Source organism: Desulfitobacterium nosdiversum, from assembly GCF_049860565.1.
GTDB lineage: Bacteria > Bacillota > Desulfitobacteriia > Desulfitobacteriales > Desulfitobacteriaceae > Desulfitobacterium_A > Desulfitobacterium_A nosdiversum.
Window position 1 is genome coordinate 2,694,168 of sequence record NZ_CP172056.1, and the last position, 23,765, is coordinate 2,717,932.

Annotated in this window: 19 protein-coding genes; all 19 read left to right on the forward strand. The window is 42.7% G+C overall.

Annotated elements, in window-relative coordinates; translation table 11 throughout:
- Positions 1-31: 31 nt before the first annotated feature.
- Positions 32-1,927 carry a 1,4-alpha-glucan branching protein GlgB gene (gene glgB / locus ACHOLT_RS13030; protein ID WP_425801332.1) on the forward strand — a complete coding sequence of 632 codons (1,896 nt, stop codon included), beginning with the start codon at positions 32-34 and terminating at the stop codon, positions 1,925-1,927.
- Positions 1,928-1,936: 9 nt separating this feature from the next.
- Positions 1,937-4,369 (forward strand): glycogen/starch/alpha-glucan phosphorylase, encoded by a 2,433-nt coding sequence (locus tag ACHOLT_RS13035; protein WP_425801334.1) that lies wholly within the window; start codon positions 1,937-1,939, stop codon positions 4,367-4,369.
- 57 nt (positions 4,370-4,426) lie between these two features.
- Positions 4,427-5,650, forward strand: a complete 1,224-nt coding sequence (locus ACHOLT_RS13040; protein ID WP_425801336.1) for a glucose-1-phosphate adenylyltransferase — start codon at positions 4,427-4,429, stop codon at positions 5,648-5,650.
- On the forward strand, positions 5,643-6,773 hold the full coding sequence (gene glgD / locus ACHOLT_RS13045; RefSeq protein ID WP_425801339.1) for a glucose-1-phosphate adenylyltransferase subunit GlgD: 1,131 nt from the start codon (positions 5,643-5,645) through the stop codon (positions 6,771-6,773). The genes ACHOLT_RS13040 and glgD overlap by 8 nt, the downstream gene beginning before the upstream one ends.
- Before the next feature lie 19 nt (positions 6,774-6,792).
- Complete coding sequence (gene glgA, locus ACHOLT_RS13050; protein ID WP_425801342.1) at positions 6,793-8,223, forward strand: glycogen synthase GlgA; 1,431 nt, start codon at positions 6,793-6,795, stop codon at positions 8,221-8,223.
- A gap of 24 nt (positions 8,224-8,247) precedes the next feature.
- Entirely contained in the window at positions 8,248-11,868 is a 3,621-nt protein-coding gene (locus tag ACHOLT_RS13055) for a bifunctional glycogen debranching protein GlgX/4-alpha-glucanotransferase (RefSeq protein ID WP_425801344.1), read from the forward strand.
- A gap of 266 nt (positions 11,869-12,134) precedes the next feature.
- Complete coding sequence (locus tag ACHOLT_RS13060; RefSeq protein WP_425801347.1) at positions 12,135-12,974, forward strand: ABC transporter ATP-binding protein; 840 nt, start codon at positions 12,135-12,137, stop codon at positions 12,972-12,974.
- Entirely contained in the window at positions 12,940-13,683 is a 744-nt protein-coding gene (locus ACHOLT_RS13065) for an ABC transporter permease (RefSeq protein ID WP_425808047.1), read from the forward strand. The genes ACHOLT_RS13060 and ACHOLT_RS13065 overlap by 35 nt, the downstream gene beginning before the upstream one ends.
- A gap of 17 nt (positions 13,684-13,700) precedes the next feature.
- Positions 13,701-13,910 (forward strand): sulfur carrier protein ThiS, encoded by a 210-nt coding sequence (thiS, locus tag ACHOLT_RS13070; RefSeq protein ID WP_425801349.1) that lies wholly within the window; start codon positions 13,701-13,703, stop codon positions 13,908-13,910.
- A gap of 55 nt (positions 13,911-13,965) precedes the next feature.
- Positions 13,966-14,775, forward strand: a complete 810-nt coding sequence (locus ACHOLT_RS13075; RefSeq protein WP_425801352.1) for a HesA/MoeB/ThiF family protein — start codon at positions 13,966-13,968, stop codon at positions 14,773-14,775.
- Between the two features lie 15 nt (positions 14,776-14,790).
- The gene (locus ACHOLT_RS13080; RefSeq protein WP_425801354.1) at positions 14,791-15,231 is read left to right on the forward strand and encodes a M67 family metallopeptidase; all 441 of its coding nucleotides are present in this window, start codon (positions 14,791-14,793) and stop codon (positions 15,229-15,231) included.
- Positions 15,232-15,536: 305 nt separating this feature from the next.
- Positions 15,537-16,406 (forward strand): 4Fe-4S binding protein, encoded by an 870-nt coding sequence (locus tag ACHOLT_RS13085; RefSeq protein ID WP_425801357.1) that lies wholly within the window; start codon positions 15,537-15,539, stop codon positions 16,404-16,406.
- On the forward strand, positions 16,403-16,645 hold the full coding sequence (locus ACHOLT_RS13090; protein ID WP_425801359.1) for a sulfurtransferase TusA family protein: 243 nt from the start codon (positions 16,403-16,405) through the stop codon (positions 16,643-16,645). The genes ACHOLT_RS13085 and ACHOLT_RS13090 overlap by 4 nt, the downstream gene beginning before the upstream one ends.
- A 2-nt stretch (positions 16,646-16,647) precedes the next feature.
- Positions 16,648-17,877, forward strand: coding sequence for an O-acetylhomoserine aminocarboxypropyltransferase/cysteine synthase family protein (locus tag ACHOLT_RS13095; RefSeq protein ID WP_425801361.1), 1,230 nt, complete (start codon positions 16,648-16,650; stop codon positions 17,875-17,877).
- A gap of 57 nt (positions 17,878-17,934) precedes the next feature.
- Positions 17,935-19,653, forward strand: a complete 1,719-nt coding sequence (locus ACHOLT_RS13100) for an adenylyl-sulfate reductase subunit alpha (RefSeq protein WP_425801364.1) — start codon at positions 17,935-17,937, stop codon at positions 19,651-19,653.
- Positions 19,637-19,951 carry an indolepyruvate ferredoxin oxidoreductase subunit alpha gene (locus tag ACHOLT_RS13105; protein ID WP_425801367.1) on the forward strand — a complete coding sequence of 105 codons (315 nt, stop codon included), beginning with the start codon at positions 19,637-19,639 and terminating at the stop codon, positions 19,949-19,951. The genes ACHOLT_RS13100 and ACHOLT_RS13105 overlap by 17 nt, the downstream gene beginning before the upstream one ends.
- Before the next feature lie 14 nt (positions 19,952-19,965).
- Positions 19,966-20,766 carry a sulfate adenylyltransferase subunit CysD gene (gene cysD, locus ACHOLT_RS13110; protein WP_425801369.1) on the forward strand — a complete coding sequence of 267 codons (801 nt, stop codon included), beginning with the start codon at positions 19,966-19,968 and terminating at the stop codon, positions 20,764-20,766.
- Positions 20,767-20,784: 18 nt separating this feature from the next.
- Positions 20,785-22,509 carry a sulfate adenylyltransferase subunit 1 gene (locus tag ACHOLT_RS13115; RefSeq protein ID WP_425801372.1) on the forward strand — a complete coding sequence of 575 codons (1,725 nt, stop codon included), beginning with the start codon at positions 20,785-20,787 and terminating at the stop codon, positions 22,507-22,509.
- Between the two features lie 196 nt (positions 22,510-22,705).
- Positions 22,706-23,764, forward strand: coding sequence for an aliphatic sulfonate ABC transporter substrate-binding protein (locus ACHOLT_RS13120; protein WP_425801374.1), 1,059 nt, complete (start codon positions 22,706-22,708; stop codon positions 23,762-23,764).
- The last annotated feature ends 1 nt before the right edge of the window (position 23,765 follow it).

Sequence of the window (23,765 nt, forward strand, 5' to 3'; positions counted from 1 at the left end):
AGAACCGATATAAACGAGAGGAATCGTTAGGATGAATAATATGAATTTTTTAAGTCAAGAGGAAATTTATCTATTTAATCGGGGAGAGTTCCATCATAGTTATCTTAAGTTCGGAGCCCATCTCTTGAATCATAACGGAGTACTGGGAACCCATTTTGCAGTGTGGGCGCCATCAGTTTCGGGGGTTAATCTGGTTGGCGATTTTAACGGTTGGGGTTCTCAATGTATGGCTATGCAGGAAGCCGGGGATACGGGAGTTTGGACGCTCTTTATACCGGAGAATCTTTCAGGTCAATGTTATAAATACCAAATCCAGACCAAGAAAGGCGAAGTATTGTATAAGGCTGATCCGTATGCCTTTTCCGCAGAGCTGCGCCCCCATACAGCCTCTGTTGTCTATGATTTGGATACTTATTCATGGAAAGATCAAAATTGGCTGAAGAAACGCTCAAGGAGAACTGAAATTGATCGCCCTCTGGCGATTTATGAAGTTCATTTGGGTTCCTGGCGTCAGCATCCCGATGGTGAATTTTACTCGTGGCGTGAATTGGCGGAAGAGCTTATACCCTATGTTAAAGAAATGGGATATACCCACATTGAGCTTCTGCCGATTATGGAACATCCTTTTGACGGCTCTTGGGGATATCAAGTGACGGGATATTATGCCTGCACGCGGCGCTACGGTGAGCCTCAGGATTTTATGTATTTTGTCGATCAATGCCATCAGGCTGGGATTGGAGTTTTATTGGATTGGGTTCCTGGACATTTTTGTAAAGATGCACATGGGTTGGGCCTTTTTAATGGAGAAGCGGCTTTTGAAAAAGAGGAACATAAAGAATGGGGAACCTATATCTTTGATTTCGGTAAAACTGAAGTTTTAAGCTTTTTGATATCAAATGCTCTTTTTTGGTTATCCTTATATCATATTGATGGACTTCGTGTCGATGGGGTCAGCAGCATGCTCTATCTTGACTACGGAAAAAGTCCGGGCTCTTGGAAGCCTAATATTGAGGGGGGGCGTGAGAATCTTGAAGCTATTGCTTTTATGCGAAAACTGAATACCGTTGTTTTTCGGGAGTTTCCAGGGGTAATGATGATTGCTGAAGAGTCAACCGACTGGCCGCTGGTCACTTATCCTGTTGAAGTTCATGGGCTGGGCTACAATTATAAGTGGAATATGGGTTGGATGAATGACACGCTGCGTTATATGAAGCTCGATTTTTCACAGCGCCAGTATCATCATCAATTGCTGACGTTTTCGTTAACGTATGCTTTCTCTGAGAACTTTGTTCTCCCGCTTTCTCATGATGAAGTCGTTCATGGCAAGCAATCTCTGCTTTCAAGAATGCCGGGAAGCTATGAACAACAGTTTGCAGGTTTGAGAGCTTTGTATGGATATTTTTTCACTCATCCCGGTAAAAAACTGCTCTTTATGGGGGGGGAAATTGCTCAGTTTATTGAGTGGCGCGATAGTGCGGAACTGGATTGGCTGCTCCTCGATTATGATTCTCACCGTAAGCTTAAAGAATATGTTTGCAGGCTTAATCATTTTTATCAAAAGGAAAAAGCCTTATGGGAAATGGACTCGAATTGGGATGGGTTTGAATGGATAGATGTTAATAATAATAGTCAAAGCATTCTGGCTTTTTGCCGCAGGGCGAAAAATCCCAAAGACTTCTTAGTCGTTGTCCTTAATTTTCAGCCCCGTCATTATCCCGAATTTCGCATTGGTATACCTCAAGAGGGTCGCTATAGGCTCGTTTTTAATTCGGATTGGAATGATTTTGGCGGAGATACTCCGCCAAAAGGAAGAATCCTTAAATCGGAACCCGTTGCCTGGCATGGACGTGATAATTCCCTGAATATCGAGATTCCGCCCTTGTCTTGTTTAATCTTTAAGCCTGTTGCCCAATCCAAAAAAGTGTAGGAGGTCGTAATGTTTCAAGACATCGCAAGTTTTAAACAAGCCTATACTGATAAATTGGTTAAATCAGAAGGAGTCATCCTTGAAGATGCATCACCCTGGAATAAATATCACGCCTTGATTGCCTTGCTTCAAGAAATTATGATTTCCGAGAGGGTTTTAGCTAAGCCGCGCGATAAAAATGTGAAGCGGGTTTACTATTTTTCCATGGAATTTTTAATGGGAAAGCTCTTGAAATACTATCTTGTTAATCTCGGTCTTGAAGAAATAGTCCGAGCAGGTCTGAGCGATCTCAACATTGATCTTGAAGAGCTGTTAAAGCAAGAAAATGATCCTGGTCTAGGTAATGGGGGCCTTGGCCGACTTGCCGCCTGTTTTCTGGATTCAATGGCTTTTTTAGGGATTAAAGGACATGGAAACTGCATTCGCTATAAATACGGGATGTTTGAACAGCGGATTATAGCCGGTTACCAGCACGAAGTCGCAGATAACTGGCTGCGCAAAGGTTTTCCTTGGGAAATACGCAAGCCGGAAAAGGCGGTCACCGTTAAGTTCAAGGGCAATGTCAAAGTCGAAAATATCGATGGGAAATGGCAGTTTATCCATGAAAACTACGAATCAGTCCTGGCCGTTCCCTATGACGTTCCGATCATGAGCTATGATAATCCGGAAACGGTCAATAACCTAAGACTTTGGAGTGCTGAGTCCGTTCCCACAGAATTGGACCTGGAGTCCTTTAATCGGGGGGAGATCAAACCGACCAATGCCAGCTGCTCAGAGGTTGAGTCCATCTCCTATGTCCTTTATCCCGATGACAGCAGTCCGGCAGGCAAGGAATTGCGTTTGAAGCAAGAATACTTTTTTGTAGCCGCCGGATTAGGATCTATCGTTCGCTCCTATAAAAAGAAGAGTGCTGCTTTAGCAGACTTTACACGTTCGGTAGCCGTTCATATTAATGATACCCATCCCACCTTATGTATCCCTGAACTGATGCGGATTTTAGTGGATGAAGAAGGGCTCGCCTGGGAAGAAGCCTGGAAGATTACGGTCAATACTTTCTCCTTTACGAATCATACGATTATGCCGGAGGCGTTGGAATCTTGGCCGATCGATATGTTCCGCAATCTTTTGCCCCGGATCTATATGATTATCGAAGAGATTGACCGGCGCTTTTTGGAGTATTTGCAGCAACGCTTTCCAGGACGGAATGACCTGATTCAACAAACGCGGATTCTGCGCGACGGACAGATATTCATGGCCAATCTCGCTGTGTTTGGCAGTTATTCCGTGAATGGGGTAGCGGCTCTCCATACGGAAATTCTTAAACGGGAATCCTTTAATGCGTTTTATCAAATATTCGGCTATAAGTTCAATAACAAGACAAATGGCGTTAACCATCGTCGATTTTTATTGACGGCAAATCCAGGGTTGTCTCATCTCATTACGGAGGGCATCGGATCAGGTTGGATTAAAAACGCTGAAGCATTAAAACAGTTAAAGGCCTTTCATAACGACTCGAATTTCTTAGAACAGTTGGCAAAGGTTAAATACCAGAATAAACGTCAATTGATTCAACTGATTTCGGAAAAACAAAATATTAATCTCGATCCGTCATCGATGTTTGATGTTCAGGTTAAACGGATGCACGCGTATAAGCGCCAGCTGCTTAATGTATTGAAAATTATGTACCTCTATAATCAGCTGCGGGATAATTCAGCTGTGTTTAATCAGTCTTATACCTTTATTTTTGGAGGAAAGGCCGCTCCGGGCTATCATTATGCCAAGACTGTGATTAAACTGATCAATGCTTTGGCGCAAAAAATACAGAAAGATCCAGCGGCAAATCAATTTTTGCAGGTTGTCTTCCTTGAGAATTTTAATGTTTCCGTCGGAGAGGTCGTTTACCCTGCAGCGGATGTCAGCGAGCAAATTTCAACAGCAAGCAAGGAAGCCTCGGGAACGGGAAATATGAAGTTCATGATGAATGGTGCAGTCACCTTGGGGACCTTAGACGGAGCCAATGTTGAAATCCGTGAAGCCGTGGATGATGCCAATATGTTTGTATTCGGCCTGACCGCCGGGGAGGTTATCCGATATAATCGGGAACGCACTTATCGGTCTTGGGATGTCTATCATGCGAATTCCGAACTGCAGTGTATTGTTGATCAGCTTATCAACGGTTTCTTTGAAGAAGCCAGCGAGGAATTCCGCGTTATCTACGACTCTTTGTTGCTTTATAATGATGAATTTTTTGTGCTTCAGGATTTTGCGGCGTATATTGAGGCTTTTAAAAGTCTTCAGGCAGCGTATAGCCATCCTAAGGAGTGGAATCGGATGTCCCTTATTAATATTGCGGAATCCGGGAGGTTTTCAAGCGACCGAGCTATTCGCGAATATGCGGATGGAATATGGAAGGTTAGAGCGAGGATACCCCGGGACCGCTAGTCTAATCTAAATAAACAACAGAGAGAAAACCTTCATCAGAGAGAGGAGCGCTTAAGGATGTCTAAGCAGGAATGTATAGCTATGTTGTTAGCGGGTGGACAGGGAAGCCGTTTAGGGCCGCTCACACGTCATATCGCCAAACCCGCAGTATCCTTCTGCGGTAAATATCGCATTATTGATTTTTGCCTTAGCAATTGTGCTCAATCAGGGATTACCACGATTGGGGTTCTCACCCAATACAGGCCCTATCTGCTTAACTCCTATATCGGATCGGGTTCCGCTTGGGATTTAGATGATCCTGTTGGCGGGGTTCATATTCTGCAGCCCTATCAGGGCGGAAACGAAGGCGGCTGGTATAGTGGTACTGCGAATGCCGTTTATCACAATATCAATTTTATGGACCTCTATGATCCGGAATATGTCCTGATTCTCTCAGGAGACCATATCTACAAAATGGATTATACGGAGATGCTTAATTTTCATAAGGAAAAAGGAGCGGAAATTACAATTTCGACGTTAACCGTGCCTTGGGAGGAAACGTCGCGTTTTGGAATATTAACGGCTGATGAAGAAGGTCAAGTGACCCAGTTCGAAGAGAAGCCGGATCATTCACAAAGTGATATTGCTTCAATGGGTGTCTATATTTTCAATTGGTCTGTTCTTAAGCAGGCTTTATTAAAGGATCATCAGCGCACAGACTCTGAGAATGACTTTGGGAAAAACATTATTCCTAAAGAATTGAGTGAGGGAACTCGGATTTTTGCCTATCCTTTTCATGGATATTGGCGGGACGTCGGGACCATCGAAAGCTATTATCAGGCGAATATGGAATGTTTGGGACGGGAGAATGCAATTGATATATTCGATAGAAGTTACAAGATATATTCCAACGAAGATATTCTGCCTGCACAATATATTGGACCTCAGGCTTTAATCGCCGATAGTTTGGTCGGAAATGGCTGCACGATTCTCGGAGAGGTTAAGCATTCTATTTTGGCTCCCGGTGTTTTTATCGGTGAAGGGGCTGACATTCAGGACTCCATTATTTTGCCGAATGCTAAAATCTATGCCCAATCTAAAATTCATAAAGCGATAATTGGTGAAGGAGCAGTACTTTTAAATGGCTGCCAAATTGGTCTTACTCCTTCGGAACCCTTGAAACAGGATGGAATTACTGTTGTTGAAGGAAATGAAGTTCTTGACTCGGGCTCTGTTTTTGAAGCGGGATGCAACGTTTATGCAACTGCTAAGACGACAGAAAGGAGTAAGCAACATGCGTGATACAATTGGTATTTTATATGCTAATAGTGACGGTGATCAATTGCAAGGGCTTGCTCAATACCGCCCAATTGCCGCGGTTCCTTTTGGAGGGCGCTATCGCTTGCTCGATTTCGCTTTATCAAACATGGTCAACTCCGGTTTAAGGACAATCGGAATGATCACCCCCTTTTTTTATCGGCCTTTATTAGATCACCTCGGTGCGGGTAAATCGTGGTTTCTCGACAGGAAAGCAGGTGGCCTTTACATATTGCCGGGAGCCATTAACGGGCTTAGAAATAAAAACAAATTTTATATCAAAGATCTTAAATTGAACTATGAGTTTTTATATAAGGATTTTGCCGAAAATGTTATTATCAGCAGCTGCAATCAGGTGTTTAATCTTCATTATGAAGAAGCCTTAAGCTTTCATGAACGGATGAGTGCGGATGTGACCTTTATTTATAGAGAAGATGGCTGTGACGGTGCACAACCGGGTCAGGGATGCCTGAATATCGGTAATGATCAGGCTGTCCATCGGATTGAAAAATCATTAAGTCAGGAGCCGACTCACAGCAGCAATGATATTGTGATAGGAAATTCTTTAGGAATTCTGATTATCCGGCGTCATCTACTTATGGAAATCATCAAAGGCTATCATACGGTTGATACCGCAGATTTAATGGAAGTTATCAGTGAAAATTTGAATTCACTTAGGGTTTACGGCTACCCGTTTACAGGCTATATTAAGAGCATTAATTCGGTTCAAGATTATTTTAATGGCAATATGGATTTGCTTAATTTGCCGATTCGTGAAAAGTTACTCTTGGGTGAGAACAGGATACACACGAAGATTATAGATAATCCTCCTACACGTTATGGATCACATGCATATATAAAAAACAGTTTAATCTCCAGTGGGTGCGAAATCGACGGTGAAGTGGAAAATTCCGTTCTTTCACGCGGAGTGATCGTCGAAAGAGGCGCTAAAATTAAAAATAGTATTATTCTGCAAAAGTGTGTCATTCGCTCAGATGCAAAATTAGATTTTGTTATTCTCGATAAGTCCTTAGAAGTGGACATGGGGAATATAATAAATGGAAGGCAAAATCATCCCCTGGTGATGCCGAAAAAACCGTTGATCTGAATAGAAGGGAGGACTTAATATGAAAATCCTATTTGCTGTAGCTGAGGCAGCACCTTTTATTAAAACGGGCGGCTTGGGAGAAGTCGCTGGTTCCTTACCCGTTGCTTTGCAAAGACAAGGTGTTGATGTACGGGTTATTATGCCTAAGTACAGCGCTATTCCTGAACACTTCCGAAAAGAGTTTAAATTCATTACCCATTTCCAGGTACCTGTCGGCTGGCGGCAGCAATATTGTGGTTTGGAAGAGATGGTCTATAACGGAGTTCATTACTATTTCATCGATAACGAATATTATTTTAAGCGAGCCACCTTATATAATGAATTCGATCAAGCTGAGCAATTCGCGTTTTTCTCAAGAGCCGTTTTAGAAAGCCTTCTTCATATCCCGGATTTTCAGCCGGATATCCTGCATTGCCATGACTGGCATACGGCCATGATACCTCTTATGCTCAGAGAGTTTTACCGGCAGGATCCCTGCCATTTCCGGATTAGAACAGTGCTTACTATACATAATTTGAAGTATCAGGGGGTTTTTCCGCGGGAAGTACTTTTAGATATTTTAGGTTTAAGTGAAGATTTTTATCAAAATGGTGTTCTCGAATTCCATGGAGCCATCAATTTTCTAAAGGCGGGCCTTATTTATTCAGATCGGCTAACAACGGTCAGCCCGACTTATGCCCGTGAGATTCAAACCGAGTATTACGGAGAACATTTGGAAGGCGTTCTGAGGGAACGCTCTGACCGTTTAATTGGAATAGTCAATGGCTTGGATTATGACGTTTTTAATCCGGATAAAGACCCCTATGTAAAATATCCGTTTTCGTCTTCCCCTGATGCCAAACAAAAGAATAAGGATTTTCTTCAAAAAAAATTAGGATTGCCTGAAAAAAGCAAGATTCCTATGCTGGGCATGGTCTCGCGTTTAGTCGATCAAAAGGGGCTTGATCTATTGGCTCATGTCCTTGAAGAGATTCTTGCGCTGGATATTCAGTTTGTTGTGCTGGGAACCGGAGATGCGAATTACGAAAACATGATGCGTTATTTTGCCCATAAGTATCCTCAAAAAGTTGCGGCACGTATACTGTTTGATGATGAACTGGCGCATCAGATTTATGCGGGGGCTGATCTCTTTCTTATGCCTTCACGCTTCGAACCGTGCGGCATGGCTCAAATGATGGCTATGCGCTATGGAACAATTCCTGTTGTTCGCAACACCGGTGGCTTATCCGATACAGTTATTCCGTGTGAGGAAGACCCTCAAAACGGGAATGGCTATCGCTTTTATAATTATAATGCCCATGATTTTCTTTTCACCGTTAAGCGAGCTGTTCAATTGTTCCGCGAGGATCAGCAAGCCTGGGATCATCTGATGCAAAATGCAATGAATTCTGATTTCAGTTGGGATCGTTCAGCACGAGCTTATCTGGAATTATACGACGAGGTGCTTTGACACTTCATTGGCAGGAGAGTGGATATGAAAGTTAAGGTGCGGCATCACTCGCAAAAACGTGTCTATCGAGATCCGTTTGGTGCGGTTGTTTGCGGACAGAATGTTGTGATTCGGCTGCAAATCTCTTCGGAGGTTCCTGTTGAGCAGTGTTTTCTTCGTCTGTGGCAAACTGATTCAGAGCAAGAAGTCCTGATCCCGATGCACGTCCTTGAAAAGAAAGACGTTAAAAACATTACAGATAACTATGAACCAATACAAGGGTGTGTTCACCTTGACAAACATGTCAAAACATCTTTTTTAACTCAATGTTCATGCTTGGAACTTGATCATACTTGGTTTGAGTGTGAAGTTAAAGGACCTTCTTTACCGGGTCTCGTTTGGTACTATTTTATTTTAAAGATAAACGGTCAGACGTTATATTATGGCAATAATGAAGAGCGGTTAGGCGGGGCCGGACAACTCTCAGATACACAGCCTCCTTCCTGGCAGATTACGGTCTATAACCGGATGGAGATTCCTGAATGGTATCGCCGAGGGATTATCTATCAAATTTTTGTGGATCGGTTTTTTAAAGGAGACTCCGAATTTTCAATTAAAGATAATCATAAAGGGAATGCGCTTCTCCATTTAGACTGGGCAGATAAACCCTTTTATATTAAAGATGAATTGGGGAGAGTTTCGCATTGGGATTTCTTCGGCGGAAATCTTGAAGGGATTATTCAAAAGTTGCCTTATCTCCACGAATTAGGGGTTAGTATACTCTATCTTAACCCTATTTTTGAAGCAGTGAGCAATCATAAATATGATACCGGTGATTACCATAAAATTGATCCGATGTTTGGTACGGAAGAAACGTTTGAACGATTGATTGCCGCGGCAAAAGAGTTTGGAATATCGATTATTTTGGATGGGGTTTTTAGTCATACTGGCAGTGACAGCCTCTATTTCAATAAAAACGGTAATTATCCAAGTATAGGGGCATTCCAGTCGCCGGAATCACCGTATTATGACTGGTACACCTTTGAGCCTGGGGGCAAGAAATATAATTGTTGGTGGGGAGTTGAAGATCTTCCTGAAGTGGATGAGATGAATCCTTCGTACCGGCAGTTTATCTACGGAGAGAACGACAGTGTAATTCAAAAATGGATGGATAAAGGGGTTTTAGGTTGGCGTCTTGATGTTGCAGACGAACTTCCCGATTTGTTTATCCAGGAAATGCGGCAAGCCGTAAAGAGGTTAAACCGCGAGGCAGTGCTTATCGGTGAGGTCTGGGAGAATGCCTCGAATAAAATAAGTTATGGTCAGCTCCGTCAGTATTTTTGGGGCCGGGAGCTGGATGGAACAATGAACTATCCGCTGCGCGAGGCCTTTCTTCGTTTCCTAATCGGAGAAGGGGATTCTTCTACGGTGCACCGTCAAGTCATGAGTTTATACGAAACGTATCCGCGTAAGAACTTTTATGCCTTGATGAATGTGATAGGAAGCCATGATCGGATACGTGTCCTGACTGCGTTGGGAGAAGCGCCTTCCGAGGACACGTTAACCAACAGTGAACGACGGAATTTTAAGCTTTCCCCTGAAAGGTACCAGCTTGCCGTTCAACGGCTAAAACTCTTAAGCATGATTCAAATGACATTCCCAGGGATTCCCAGTATTTATTACGGGGATGAAGCTGGGCTTGAGGGCTATGAAGATCCCTATAATCGAGGAACCTTTCCCTGGGGAAGAGAAAATTTAGACCTCGTTTATTGGTTTAAACGCTTGATTCGGTGGCGCAAGGAATATGAAGTTTTACAAACGGGAGATTTTAGATCGTTTTGTTTTGAGCCCGATGTTTACGGACTTGAACGTGCTGGCGAAGAGGAAGCTATAATTACCTTAGTAAACCGCAGTCTGAGCATGCCGCACGAAGTTGAACTGAATTTAGATACGGATAATGCCCTTATCGTTATCGATTTGCTGACAGGTAAGAAACTCGTGGATCATAAATTGGCAACGGGTGAAAAACTGGTTGTAAACCTGGAACCGTTATCAGGACGCGCATTGTTTGTTAAAAAAAATCCGCCTCATTCTAAACTAAAACGCTCGGCTGGGGTACTGCTTCATATCAGTTCTTTGCCTTCTCTCTGGGGAATAGGGGACTTGGGTTCTTCCGCTTACCATTTTGTTGACTTTCTTGCCGAAACGAATCAATCCTTATGGCAGGTTTTGCCTCTTAATCCTGTCGGTTCCGGCGATTCACCCTATCAAAGCAGTTCAGTCTTTGCCGGGAATCCATTGCTGATCAGTGTTGATCGCTTGCTTGAAGAGGGACTTTTGCAGGAAGAGCAAGTTAAAGAAGCCTTATTGAAGGCATCAGAAAAGATATCAGATCCTGATTTTGAAGGCTTAAAGAGGCTCAAGGAAAATCTTTTGCGTCAGGCTTACTCCGTTTTTCAAACAGTTATCAAAAAGCAAAGATCTAAAGCGGTTTCCAATTTAGATAAAACTTCAATCGATAACTCAACTTCAAAATTAGGACCCGCTAATTCTTATTCTTCATATCTGACGTTGTCTGATTACGAGGAATTTCTTGAAAAACATTCAGATTGGCTCAATGATTTTGCCCTTTTCCAAGCTCTAAAAAAGGAGTTCAAGGGAGCTCCATGGTTTGAATGGGAAGAAGAATTTGCAATGCGCAGTCCTGAAAAACTAAAGGAATATACGCAAAGATTAACCGATGAAATTGAGTTTAATCAATTTGTCCAATATACCTTTTATTTTCAGTGGCAGGAGCTTAAAGCCTACGCATCATTGAATAATATTCAGATTATAGGAGATATGCCTCTCTACGTTGCTTCAGACAGTTGCGATGTATGGGTTAACCGTAAATTTTTTAAACTGGATGAAAGGGGTAAGCCAAGTAAAGTTGCAGGTGTCCCACCCGACTACTTTAGTAAGACGGGACAGCTTTGGGATAATCCGGTTTATAATTGGGAAGCCCTAGCGGCTTCAGACTATGTTTGGTGGAAAAAAAGGCTTAAACATTCTTTAAGCATATTCGATTATGTACGGGTTGATCATTTCCGGGGGCTTGAGGCGTATTGGGAGATTGATGCTGAAGAAGAAACGGCGATTAATGGAAGATGGCTGAAGGGCCCAGGCAAGCGTTTTATGGAAAGCTTAATCAGCGAATTTGGTGAATTGCCGTTAATTGCTGAGGATTTAGGGGTTATCACACCGGAAGTCGATTCACTTCGCCAGATCTTTGGTTTGCCGGGAATGAAAGTTGTTCAGTTTACACCTCTGCACGAAGTCGCCGACTTAGAGCCTCAATTTATTTATTACTCAGGAACACATGATAACAATACGTTGCTGGGATGGCGCATATTGCAAATGCAATCTGACCTGGTCGGTGAGACTGAGGAGATCAAAATCAGACAAGAATGTCGCGCCTTGATAGAGAAGATGTTTGAGGGTCAAGCAGCATGGGTCATATTACCGCTTCAAGATATCCTTGGCTTGGATGATGGAGCGCGGATGAATACACCTGGGACTGTCGGAGATAACTGGAAATGGCAGTTTGCCTCGGAATTATTAACGGATGATGTTAAAGAGTGGCTTAAATTTCTGACGAAAAGAGTGCAAAGGAACTTATTAGTTTAGTATAATCCAGAACATTTTTTGGGGCACCTGTTGTATAAAGGGTGCCCTATTTCTAATATAGTAAATCAACTGAACTTAAATCTTCTGATTGACTTTTAAGTTGCATCACGGTATTATCATACTAATAAAACCAACTAATCTAGTAAAAATACTAATAATTCATTTCGTGTTGTTTTGTTTTTATTTTGGCTTTAATACATCGATATTTTTTTACCCATAAAGCATAGTAAACTAATATGTTATATAGACAATAAGGAGGGAGCATTATGAGTTTAGTTATTAAAAAAATAACAAAAGATTATTTTAATAAGCGTCAGTCCATACATGTTCTTGATGAGGTCAAGCTTCAGGTAGAAAAAGGCGAGTTCGTTTGTCTTTTAGGTCCCTCGGGATGCGGTAAATCTACTCTTCTAAATATCATTGCAGGATTAGACGAAGCGACCTCAGGTGAAGTGAGCTTAAATGGGCAACAAATATCTGGTCCTGGTCCGGATCGTGTTGTAATGTTTCAGGAATCTGCTTTGTTTCCTTGGCTGAAAGTCATCGATAATGTTGAATTTGGGATGAAGCTTGCCGGAGTTCCTAAACACGAACGCCAAGAAAAAGCTTTAAAATATTTAAAAATGGTTCATCTTACTAAGTTTAAAAATTCATATATTCACGAACTATCCGGCGGAATGAAGCAAAGGGTTGCGCTTGCACGTGCTTTAGCGCTGGATTCAGAGATTCTCCTGATGGATGAACCGTTTGCAGCGCTTGACAGCCAAACTAAACGCATTTTACAAAATGAGCTGCAGCGTATTTGGTCGCAGACCCATAAAACCATTATTTTTGTGACACACAGTGTTGAGGAAGCCGTTTTACTCGCTGATCGGATTGTCGTTATGGCAGCGAATCCGGGGCGGATAAAAGCTGAGTTTCGTTTGGACTTAGAAAGGCCGCGCTACCTCGAAGATGCTCAATTGAGAGCTATAGTTGCAGAGATCATGAATGATCTGAAAGAGGAGGTAGAAAAGGTTGCTCAAGAGGAATTCGACCTTGAGTGGAGTGCTGGGAAGAATCATCTTTTATCTGCTGGTGATTCTTCTGTGGGAATTCGTTTATAAGCTTGGAGTTGATGTTTTTAGGATATGGAAAGCCTATATTTTCCCTTCGCCTGTTTCCGTTTTTCATACACTTTGGCATATGATTTTGGATCATACATTAGGAATCGCTATTTTATCCAGTATGCGGCGTATTATTTTGGGGTATTTGCTTTCGCTTGTACTCGGCGTAATCATAGGCTTCATTCTGGTTAAATTTAAATACCTTAATGATAATTTACGTCCTATTATTCTAGGACTTCAAACTCTTCCGAGCATCTGTTGGTTACCTTTTGCGATTCTTTGGTTTGGGTTAAATGAGAGCTCCATCCTCTTCGTGATTACCATTGGTTCAACCTTTGCCATTGCTATTGCTACAGAATCAGGGATTAAAAATATCAATCCTCTCTATATACGGGCAGCGAAGACCATGGGCGCCAAGGGGTTTAATATTTATCCGAACGTAATTATTCCCGCGAGCCTTCCTTCATTTATTTCCGGAATGAAACAAGGCTGGTCTTTTGCATGGCGGGCACTGATGGCAGGTGAAATGCTTTCATCTACAAAAGGACTTGGCCAAGTGCTTATGGTAGGAAGGGATTTGGCAGATATCAGTCAGGTTATGGCTGTGATGGTCGTTATTATTGTTTTGGGACTTGTGGTTGACAACCTCGTCTTTGGACGTTTGGAAATTAATGTTCGACAAAAATGGGGCTTAGAAAGAGCAGCATAAGAGAAAGGATGACTATTTTGATAATCAAAGTCAACGGGAAAGAAGTTACCTTAGAAAAAGAAGTGACAATTAAAGAACTTCTCGTAATTCAGGAGGTCGAAATGCCTGATTATGTAACTGTACAGGTTAATGAAGAACTCGTGGATCAAGGGCGGTTCAACGAGGTCCGGGTGAAGGAGCAGGATACGATTGAATTTCTTTATTTCATGGGGGGCGGGAGTTTCTGACCTAAAGACTTATTAGAGCCTAGTTATAGAAATTTAAGGAAGAGAGGGATCAAGGATGGCTTTTACAGATGAACAGCTTGATCGGTATTCCCGACATATTATCCTGAAAGAAGTCGGAGCTAAAGGACAGAAAAAATTATTAGACAGTAAAGTCCTTGTTATTGGTACAGGCGGACTTGGAGCTCCGGCCACAATGTTTTTAGCGGCTGCCGGGGTAGGAACCATTGGATTAGTTGATAATGACGTCGTCGATTTGTCTAATCTTCAACGCCAGATTATTCATTTTACCGGGGATGTAGGCAAGCCGAAGGTTGTTTCCGGGCAGGAAACAATCCATCTTATGAATCCTGATATTAATGTTGTAACCTATCAGGAATGGGTAAGTGCTCAAAATATTGAGCAAATCATTAAGGATCAGGACTATGACTTTATCATTGACGGAACGGATAATTTTCCGGCAAAGTTCTTAATCAATGATGCATGTGTCTTTTTGAAGAAACCCTTTTCCCATGCAGGGATCATTCGTTTTCAGGGTCAAACCATGACTTATGTTCCTGGACAAGGTCCTTGTTATCGTTGTATCTTCCATAATCCACCCCCGCCAAATGTGGTTCCGACCTGTAAACAAGCAGGAGTGCTGGGTGTTATAGGCGGAATTATCGGTACTATTCAAGCCACTGAGGCGATCAAATATATCCTGGGCATCGGTGAGCTGCTCACCGGATATCTGCTTACCTATGACGCCTTGTCCATGGAATTTGAAAAGATCAAGCTGGCGGATAATCCAAATTGTCAAGTTTGCGGTGATCACCCGACAATTACTGAACTCATTGATTATGAACAAGCTCAATGCGATTTAAAATAAACGAGGTAATTTGCCATGACCATTCTTTTGAAAAATCACCATTACCAGGAGATCATTTCATATGCTCGGGAGAAGCTGCCGAATGAAGCCTGTGGTTTATTGGCAGGCCGGGTCGAGAATGACATGAAGATCATCGAAGAAGTCTATTATCTCACGAATATCGATCAAAGTCCGGAGCATTTTTCTATGGATCCCAAAGAACAGTTTGCAGCAATTAAAGCTATCCGCAGCAAAGACTGGCAGCTGCTCGGAAATTTTCACAGCCATCCCAGTTCGCCTTCAAGACCTTCACAGGAAGATATTCGTTTAGCCTTTGATCCTGAAGCAAGTTATTTCATCTTATCGCTAAAGGACAAAGTCAAGCCTGTGCTTAAAAGCTTCAAAATTAAAGAAAAGGCAGCAAGCGAAGAGAAGTTATGCTTTACTCACAAGATAGAACCTAGTGTAAAGACCTAAAGACCAGTAAGCATAGCTTCTCGCATAGAAACGAACGATTTCGCGGAGGAGCGATAAAGCGTACGACGTTTCTGTGGGTTAGCGGAGCCAGTGGTTAACATCAGGTATTACCCTGAGGTTTGGCACGAAAGTGTCCGGTGGACATTTTTGCTCGAAGCGGCTATCTCCAAAGAATGCTTATCCGCTGAAGATAGCTCCCGCGGAAGCGAGTGCGCAAGCTCTGTAGCAATTAAGTGAGTGGATATGCGTGAAGCTACACGACCCAGATATAAATAGTTTCATATGAGCTGAGGAGGAAGAGATTGATGTCAAAGGTCGATTATAAAGCCTTAAAAGCTGGCGGCCTAATGCGCCAAATTCAAAAAGATCATTTTTCGATGCGCTTAAAGGTCGTAGGCGGACAAGTTACCGCTGAGCATTTAAAAAAAGTATACGAAATCGCTGAAAAATACGGACATGGTTACGTTCATTTAACCTCACGCCAAGGGATAGAGATTCCCTTTATCAAGCTTGAGGATATTGAGAAAGTCAAACAGGAAATGGCAACAGTGGGGCTGCTAACCGGAGTATGCGGTCCGCGTGTCCGCACTATTACCGCTTGTCAAGGTTCAACCGTCTGTCCCAATGGCTTGATTGATACGATCCAAATCGCTGAAAAGTTGGATCTGAGATATGCAGGCCGAGAGCTGTCCCATAAATTCAAATTTGGAGTAACGGGCTGCAATAACAACTGTTTGAAGGCAGAGGAAAATGACCTTGGCATAAAAGGAGGAATTCAGCCAAAATGGGAAGAAGCCCCCTGCACCTTTTGCGGATTATGTGAAGCTGTTTGCCCCAAAAAAGCGATCCAAGTCAAGCATGAGGATAAATCGGTCATCCTTGATCTGGATCCCTGCAATTTCTGCGGAAAATGTGTTAAATCCTGCCCGACAAAGGCTTGGTCAGGAAAAAATGGATATACGTTATATTTCGGCGGACTCTTTGGAAACCAAATTGCAACCGGTAAATCCATATTGCCGATGATTTTTGAGGAAGATGAACTTTTCAAGGTTACCGATCAGACGCTCGAATTCTTTAAGAAACATGGTAAATCAGGTGAACGTTTCGGGAAAACCCTTAACCGCGTAGGCTGGGAAGAATTTGAGAAAGAATTAAAGGAGGCTTTGAAGCAATGAGCATCAAGCCCGATGACTCTATAGATATCACGAATGTAGTCTGTCCAATTACCTTTGTCAAGGTTAAGGTGGCAATGGAAGAGCTTGAAACAGGTGAAATCTTAGAAATTCGTATGAATTCCGGTGAGCCGATTCAGAATGTGCCCCGCAGTTTAACGGAGGAAAATCATATAATTCTTGGAGTCATAAACAATCAGGATGAGACTTACACCGTCTACGTAGAAAAGGGTGAAGACTAGCCGTGAAATTCAACACATCGCTGCTTCATGGCAACTTCAAGGAGGATCCTCATTCAGGGGCTACAACGATTCCGATTTATCAGTCCACAGCGTTTGCCCATAAAACAGCGGAAGAGATGGAGAGGATTTTTGCCGGACGTGAGCCGGGTTTTCTCTATACTCGACTCAACAACCCAACTATCGAAAGCTTTGAACGTCGAATGGCTTTTTTAGAAAAAGGAGTCGGAGCCGTTTCTTGTGCTTCCGGTATGGCTGCAATAAGCATGGCTGTTCTGAATTGCCTGCAAAGCGGAGATCAGATTTTAGCGGGCAGCGGCATTTTTGGCGGGACGTATGCTTTATTCGAAAGTTTTAAGGCGCTGGGTATTCGATCAACATTCTTGGCCGAAAGTACTGTTGAAGCTTTTGCAGCAGCAATTTCAAAAGAAACACGCTTGATCTTTATTGAAACTCTCGGCAATCCTAAGCTTGATGTTCCGGAGGTTAAACGTATTGCCGAGTTTGCCCATGCAAACGGAATTATTTTAGTTGTCGATAGTACGTGTACAACACCATACCTCATTCATCCCCTCGAGCTTGGGGCAGATATAGTGATTCACTCCACTTCCAAATATATTAACGGCAGCAGCAATTCAATAGGCGGCGTTATTATTGCGAGTGGACGAACGGATTGGGATATTGAGAAGTACCCTGGATTTAAACCCTTTCAGAAATTTGGACGATTTATGGTTCTCGCAAAATTGCGCAAGACGATTTTTAAGGATTTTGGAACGTGCAGTGCTCCGTTAAATGTTTATCTTACGAGCTTGGGATTTGAGACGCTTGGACTGCGTATGGAGCGTATCTGTGCTAATGCTTTAGCACTCGCACAAGCCTTGAAGGATCATCCAAAGGTGAATTTTGTCAATTATCCGGGACTCGAGGATAACCCGTATCACAGGGTAGCCAAAGAACAATTCTCAAGTAAATTCGGAGGCCTTTTGACCCTTCGCGCCGGTTCAAAGGAAAATGCTTTTAAAGTTATCAATCATCTTCAATTCGCTCTAAATGCTTCCAATATTGGTGATGCAAGGACTTTAGTGGTGCATCCTGCTTCTACCATCTATGAAGCGAACACTCTGGAAGAACGAGAGAAGATGGGAGTCTACGAGGATCTCATTCGTGTCAGCGCCGGACTTGAAGATGTGGAAGATATTATTGATGATTTTCTGAATGCCCTAGCACAGCTTTAAGTGTAAGGCAGCGACTCAATTATTGATCCAAACGTCATAAGAAAGCGGAGTAAATACATGAACTTAGAAATCAGAGAATTGACAACGGATATCCTGATCATCGGCGGTGGGACAGCAGGTTGCTTTGCTGCCCTCACGCTGGCAGAGCAATCTTCCTGTCAGGTGCTCATTGCTGAGAAGGCGAATATTAAACGCAGCGGCTGTCTGGCCGCCGGTGTCAATGCTCTAAATGCTTATATCGTCAAAGGAGAAACCCCTGATACATACCTGAATTATGTTCGCAAGGATGCCGCAGGTGTTATTCGCGAGGATCTCGTTTATTCCCTTGCTCAGCGGCTGAATCAAGTTACGGCAAAAATGGAAAGCCTAGGCCTGGTCATTCAAAAGGATGAGCGGGGAGAGTACGTTGCTCGGGGACGGCGCAATATCAAAATCAATGGGGAGAACATTAAGCCTCTTCTTGCCGCTGCTGTGGAAAAACAGAAACAAATAACGGTTCTGAATCGCGTCAACATCATCGATTATATGCTTAAAGACAAGAGGGTCATTGGGGCTTACGGTTTTTCCCTGGATGAAAATATTTTTTATGCCATTCGAGCGAACGCTGTCATTTGCAGCACCGGCGGGGCTGCAGGACTTTATCGGCCAAATAACCCTGGGTTTTCCCGCCATAAAATGTGGTATTCTCCGTTTAATACAGGTGCGGGTTATGCGATGGGAATACGTGCCGGTGCAGAGATGACCACCTTCGAGATGCGCTTTATTGCCTTAAGGTGTAAAGATACCATTGCCCCTACGGGAACGATTGCCCAAGGTGTCGGAGCACCCCAGGTCAATGGACGGGGGGAGCTTTATGAGACCAATTACGGGGTGCCCTCGACTCCTATTCGGATGTACTCGACGGTCATGGAAAACCTTCAAGGCCGAGGTCCGTGCTATTTGGAAACGAAAGGCAAGTCACCTGCAGTTGAACAGGACTTGTATAAAGCGTATCTCAATATGGCACCTGCCCAAACCTTAAAATGGCTTGAAAGCGGAAAGGGACCGTCTCAGGAGAACGTCGAAATCGAAGGAACGGAACCGTATATTGTCGGCGGACATACTGCCAGCGGGTATTGGGTTGATACCTGGCGGGCAACCACACTTGAAGGACTATATGCAGCCGGGGATGTGGCCGGGGGGAGTCCGCAGAAATATGTAACGGGTTGTTTTGCCGAAGGGGAAATCGCCGCACTTGCAGCTTTAAATTATCTAAAAGATAAAACCCCAGCTCAAACAGAAATGGTTTTATCCCTTCCTTCAGTTGACGCTGAGGAAGTTCGGCAAAAACGGGATGAGGTTCAGGCCTTTTTAAACCCGTCCCATCCAAGCCGTTACTCGATCGAACAGCTTGAAGAGGCTATGCAAAAGGTTATGGATATCTATGCCGGAGGGATATCCTCCAACTATTTAGTGAATAGCCAAAAGCTGAATCTCGCTAAAGTAAAAATTAAAGAGTTGCTCAAAATCAGTCAAACCCTAAAAGCCGGGGACTTGCATGAGCTTATGCTCATCTATGAAGTTATCGACCGTCTTTATGTTTGTTTAACGTTGATTGAGCACTTGCTGGCGCGTCGAGAAACACGGTGGCACTGTTTCCAGGAGAATGCGGATTTCCCCGAAAAAGACGACCAGCACTTTTTGAAATACGTAAATTCGCGTTATCAGCAGGGAAAGATCGAGATTTTATACCGGGATCTTGTAACAAAGGACGTGAATTATGAGCATCACCATTGATCGTGAACAATGTACCGGCTGCGGCAAATGTCTGAAGGTTTGCCCCGGAAGTTTGATTTATAAGGATGAATTCGGAAAGTCATATATCAAATATCCCAAGGAGTGTTGGGGATGTACCTCTTGCTTAAAGGAATGTGCTTTTGGTGCAATTCAATTCTATTTAGGTGCGGATATCGGCGGACAGGGTGGATATATGCAGACCCGAAAGGAAAGGGATCTTTTGCACTGGACTATCTACAAAGCGGAGGGAGAAACGGTGGAAATCACCATTAACCTTAAAGATCCCAATCGATATTAACAGGAGGACTTGCCATGGATCATCTTGATCAGTTAGAAGCCCATAGTATCTTTATTTTGAGAGAAGCTTATAAAAAATTCGGGAAGCTCGGTATGCTGTGGTCAATCGGAAAAGACTCAACCGTTCTTTTGTGGTTGGCGAATAAAGCCTTTTTTGGACATTGTCCTTTTCCCCTTATTCATGTTGACACAACGTATAAGATTCCTGAAATGATTGAATTTCGCGACCGAGTGGCCAAAGAATATAACTTAGACTTAATTGTTCACAAAAACGAGGAAGCCTTGGCCGCAGGTATGGGACCGCAGCGTGGAAGGCTGGAATGTTGCAAAGCCCTGAAGACTGAAGGTCTCCAGCAAGTGGTTACCCAATACGAGTTTGAAGGTCTCATCTTAGGAATCAGGCGCGATGAAGAAGGGTCGCGTTCCAAAGAACGTGTCTTCAGTGAACGCAATCAGAACTCGGAATGGGATTATACAAACCAAGCACCTGAGCTATGGGATCAATTTAAAACGGATTTTCCGAAAGGAAATCATATTCGTGTTCATCCAATCTTGCACTGGAATGAGCTCGATATTTGGAGCTATATTGCCCGTGAAAATATTCCTGTGGTTGACCTCTATTTCTCGAAAAATGGCAAGCGTTACCGCAGTTTAGGCTGTGCTCCATGTACCGGTCAAATCGAATCCACCGCTTCGACCGTCGAAGAAATTATTGAAGAGCTCAAGCATACCACAGTCAGCGAACGCGCCGGGCGTGCCCAGGACCAGGAAGATGCCTATGCTATGCAAAAACTGCGCAAAGACGGATATATGTAAGAGGAAGGGTAATAGCGAATGGAAAATGAAAAGGATACATTGAATATTGTCGTTGTCGGCCATGTCGATCACGGTAAATCGACGGTCATCGGGCGCTTGCTTCATGATACACACTCCATCCCCGAAGGGGCCATCGAGCGGGTAAAGCGAATTTCCAAAGAGAAAGGGAAGCCTTTCGAATACGCTTACCTTCTGGATGCCTTCGAGGAAGAACAAAAGCAAGGGATTACCATTGATACGACTCAGATCCAGTTTCAAACGGCTAAGCGGGATTATGTCATTATTGATGCACCAGGACACAAGGAATTCCTCAAAAATATGATTTCCGGTGCGGCTAATGCAGAGGCTGCTTTGCTGATCGTTGATGCCAATGAGGGGATTCAGGAACAGTCGAAACGCCATGGCTATATCCTTTCGCTCTTAGGGATCAAAAAGGTTTATGTGCTCGTGAATAAGATGGATTTGATCGGTTACTCTGAAGAGAAGTTTACTGAGATTGAATATGAAATGAATCGATTTCTCAATAATTTGAATGTATTTCCTTTGAAATATATCCCGATCTCTGCTTTCTATGGCGATAACATGATTGAAAAGTCAAAGAATATGCCCTGGTATTCAGGAAAGCCCGTGCTTGAGGCGATCGACGATTTTGAAAAGGGAAAAGGGTTAGAAAATATAGATCTGAGATTCCCGATTCAAGATGTTTATAAATTCGATGCACGGCGAATTATCGCCGGAAGAATTGAATCAGGGCGATTACGGGTCGGTGATCAAATTTTGATCTCTCCCAGTAATCGCGTGACTCGAGTTAAATCAATCGAGGCATGGGTAGAAAAGGACCGTGCTGATACAGTTGAAGCGGGTATGTCTGTTGGTATTACGGTAGAAGATGAGTTTTTTAATAAGCGCGGTGAATTCATTTCTCATCTTGAAAATCCGCCCCTCGTTTCCAATTTTTTCGAGGCTAATTTATTTTGGATGGGGAAACAAAGTCTTGTTGAAAACAAAAAGTATAAGCTAAAACTTGCGACTCAGGAAGTCGAATGTGAAATATTTGCTATCAATAAAGTCATTGATGCTACGACACTGAATACCAATGAAGATGCGGTTGCGGTAAAAACAAATGATGTTGCCGAAGTCATTTTAAAAACAAAGGATAGTGTGACTTTTGACCCATTTCATGTGAATCAGCATACAGGAAGGTTTGTTCTTGTCGATGGCTATGATGTCTGTGGCGGCGGGATCGTTTCCGGTCTTGTGAAGGCTCTGGCCGCAGATGATAAATTTGTAAAGGGAGCTTTAGAAGTAACTGCGCATTGTTTTGATGAATACTTCATGTTCCTTCCAGGACAGGAAATTCAAAAAGTAAGACGAAATCCTCGGAGTTATACATCAGGCGATTCTGTTCCTATTGCCGGAGACACGTATTCCTATCCTGTAAACTTTAATCTTTTGGATTTAGAAAATGAGCTTATTGTCAAAGTTCGCAACTCCAAGTTCGAGGATATAGTTTTGCTCCATGAATATTCTTATGAAGCGGTAGCCCATCTCAATGTTTTAGGCTTAACATTTAAGCTTAAGTCTTTTGAGGATTATAAAAATATGCTGAAGAGCTATAAAGAGTTAGAGAACCATAAACGGAAAGAAGAAGAATTTGCGAGTCAATGGCTTGAGTTTTCCAAGCATCGTACCATAGGCTTTAAACAAGCGTTAGAATCAAGTCGTAAAGATTTTACTATATAAAGTAAGGTTAAGCCGGTTATCTTTTACTTGACTCAAAGAAATGAATTTTTGGATAAGAAACTCGGCTGGTTAGGTTAAAGCTTGTTAAATCTAGCCGAGTGCTTATCCGATTATAATTGGAGGTGATTTGAACTAAATTTTTTTACCTCAAAATCATATAAAAATGATAGGAAAACTAAAAAATGGAGGAAGAAATGTGAATAAACCCAAAAAACTTTATTATACTGTTTTCGTTCTTATTTTATCTCTACTTACAGGACTTGTAACTGCATGTGGAACTCAAACTCAAACAACAAATTCAGGTGCGGTCAAAAGTACAAATGTCCGAGTCGGATTTTTCCCTAATATTACACACTCTCAGGCATTGATCGGCCGGGCAAATGGCTCGTTTCAAAAAGCTATCGGAGATTCTAATAAAATTGAATGGAAACAATTCAATGCCGGGCCCGCGGAAATTGAAGCATTATTTGCAGGGGAAGTCGATATTGGTTACATCGGACCAGGACCTGCGATCAATGGCTATACTAAATCAAAAGGAGATATCCAAATTATTGCAGGAGCAACGGATGCAGGAGCTATTTTAGTTTCCCGAAAGGATTTGCCCATCAAAGATGTCAAAGAATTAAGCGGTAAAAAAGTGGCGGTTCCTCAATTTGGCAACACTCAGGACTTATCTTTAAGGAATTTGCTGCAAATAAATGGGTTGACAGACACGACCAAGGGAGGAACTGTTGAGATCAGGCAAGCTGATAATCCGGATATTAAGACCCTTCTGGATAAAGGTGAAATCGATGCCGCACTGGTTCCAGAGCCCTGGGGCTCGACTCTTGTTAAGGATATTAATGCCAATGTAGTTCTTGATTACAATCAAGTTTGGAGAGAAGGAAATTACACAACTGCAGTTATTGTGGTAAGAACTCAATTCCTAAAAGAGCATCCTGATATTGTAGAAAATTTCGTAAAGAATCATGTTGAGCTCACGGATTATATCAATCAGCATAAGGATGAGGCAAAACAAACGGTTAATGCTCAAATTACAGAGTTAACGAAGAAGCCGTTGTCGAAAGAAATCCTTGATGCAGCCTTTGGACGTTTAACAATCACAAACAATCCGGAGAAGGATTCTATTTTAGACTTTGTCACATTATCCGTAAATACTGGCTTCATTAAAGAAAAACCTGATACGAAAAATCTTGTGAATTTAGAAGTACTGAATAAGGTTCTTAAGGAAAAAGGAAAAAGTGAAATTCAGTAAA

Coding starts and splice junctions, on each gene's coding strand:
- glgB (WP_425801332.1), top strand. CDS start 32: ATGAATAATATGAATTTTTTAAGTCAAGAGGAAATTTATCTATTTAAT.
- ACHOLT_RS13035 (WP_425801334.1), top strand. CDS start 1,937: ATGTTTCAAGACATCGCAAGTTTTAAACAAGCCTATACTGATAAATTG.
- ACHOLT_RS13040 (WP_425801336.1), top strand. CDS start 4,427: ATGTCTAAGCAGGAATGTATAGCTATGTTGTTAGCGGGTGGACAGGGA.
- glgD (WP_425801339.1), top strand. CDS start 5,643: ATGCGTGATACAATTGGTATTTTATATGCTAATAGTGACGGTGATCAA.
- glgA (WP_425801342.1), top strand. CDS start 6,793: ATGAAAATCCTATTTGCTGTAGCTGAGGCAGCACCTTTTATTAAAACG.
- ACHOLT_RS13055 (WP_425801344.1), top strand. CDS start 8,248: ATGAAAGTTAAGGTGCGGCATCACTCGCAAAAACGTGTCTATCGAGAT.
- ACHOLT_RS13060 (WP_425801347.1), top strand. CDS start 12,135: ATGAGTTTAGTTATTAAAAAAATAACAAAAGATTATTTTAATAAGCGT.
- ACHOLT_RS13075 (WP_425801352.1), top strand. CDS start 13,966: ATGGCTTTTACAGATGAACAGCTTGATCGGTATTCCCGACATATTATC.
- ACHOLT_RS13080 (WP_425801354.1), top strand. CDS start 14,791: ATGACCATTCTTTTGAAAAATCACCATTACCAGGAGATCATTTCATAT.
- ACHOLT_RS13085 (WP_425801357.1), top strand. CDS start 15,537: ATGTCAAAGGTCGATTATAAAGCCTTAAAAGCTGGCGGCCTAATGCGC.
- ACHOLT_RS13090 (WP_425801359.1), top strand. CDS start 16,403: ATGAGCATCAAGCCCGATGACTCTATAGATATCACGAATGTAGTCTGT.
- ACHOLT_RS13100 (WP_425801364.1), top strand. CDS start 17,935: ATGAACTTAGAAATCAGAGAATTGACAACGGATATCCTGATCATCGGC.
- ACHOLT_RS13105 (WP_425801367.1), top strand. CDS start 19,637: ATGAGCATCACCATTGATCGTGAACAATGTACCGGCTGCGGCAAATGT.
- cysD (WP_425801369.1), top strand. CDS start 19,966: ATGGATCATCTTGATCAGTTAGAAGCCCATAGTATCTTTATTTTGAGA.
- ACHOLT_RS13115 (WP_425801372.1), top strand. CDS start 20,785: ATGGAAAATGAAAAGGATACATTGAATATTGTCGTTGTCGGCCATGTC.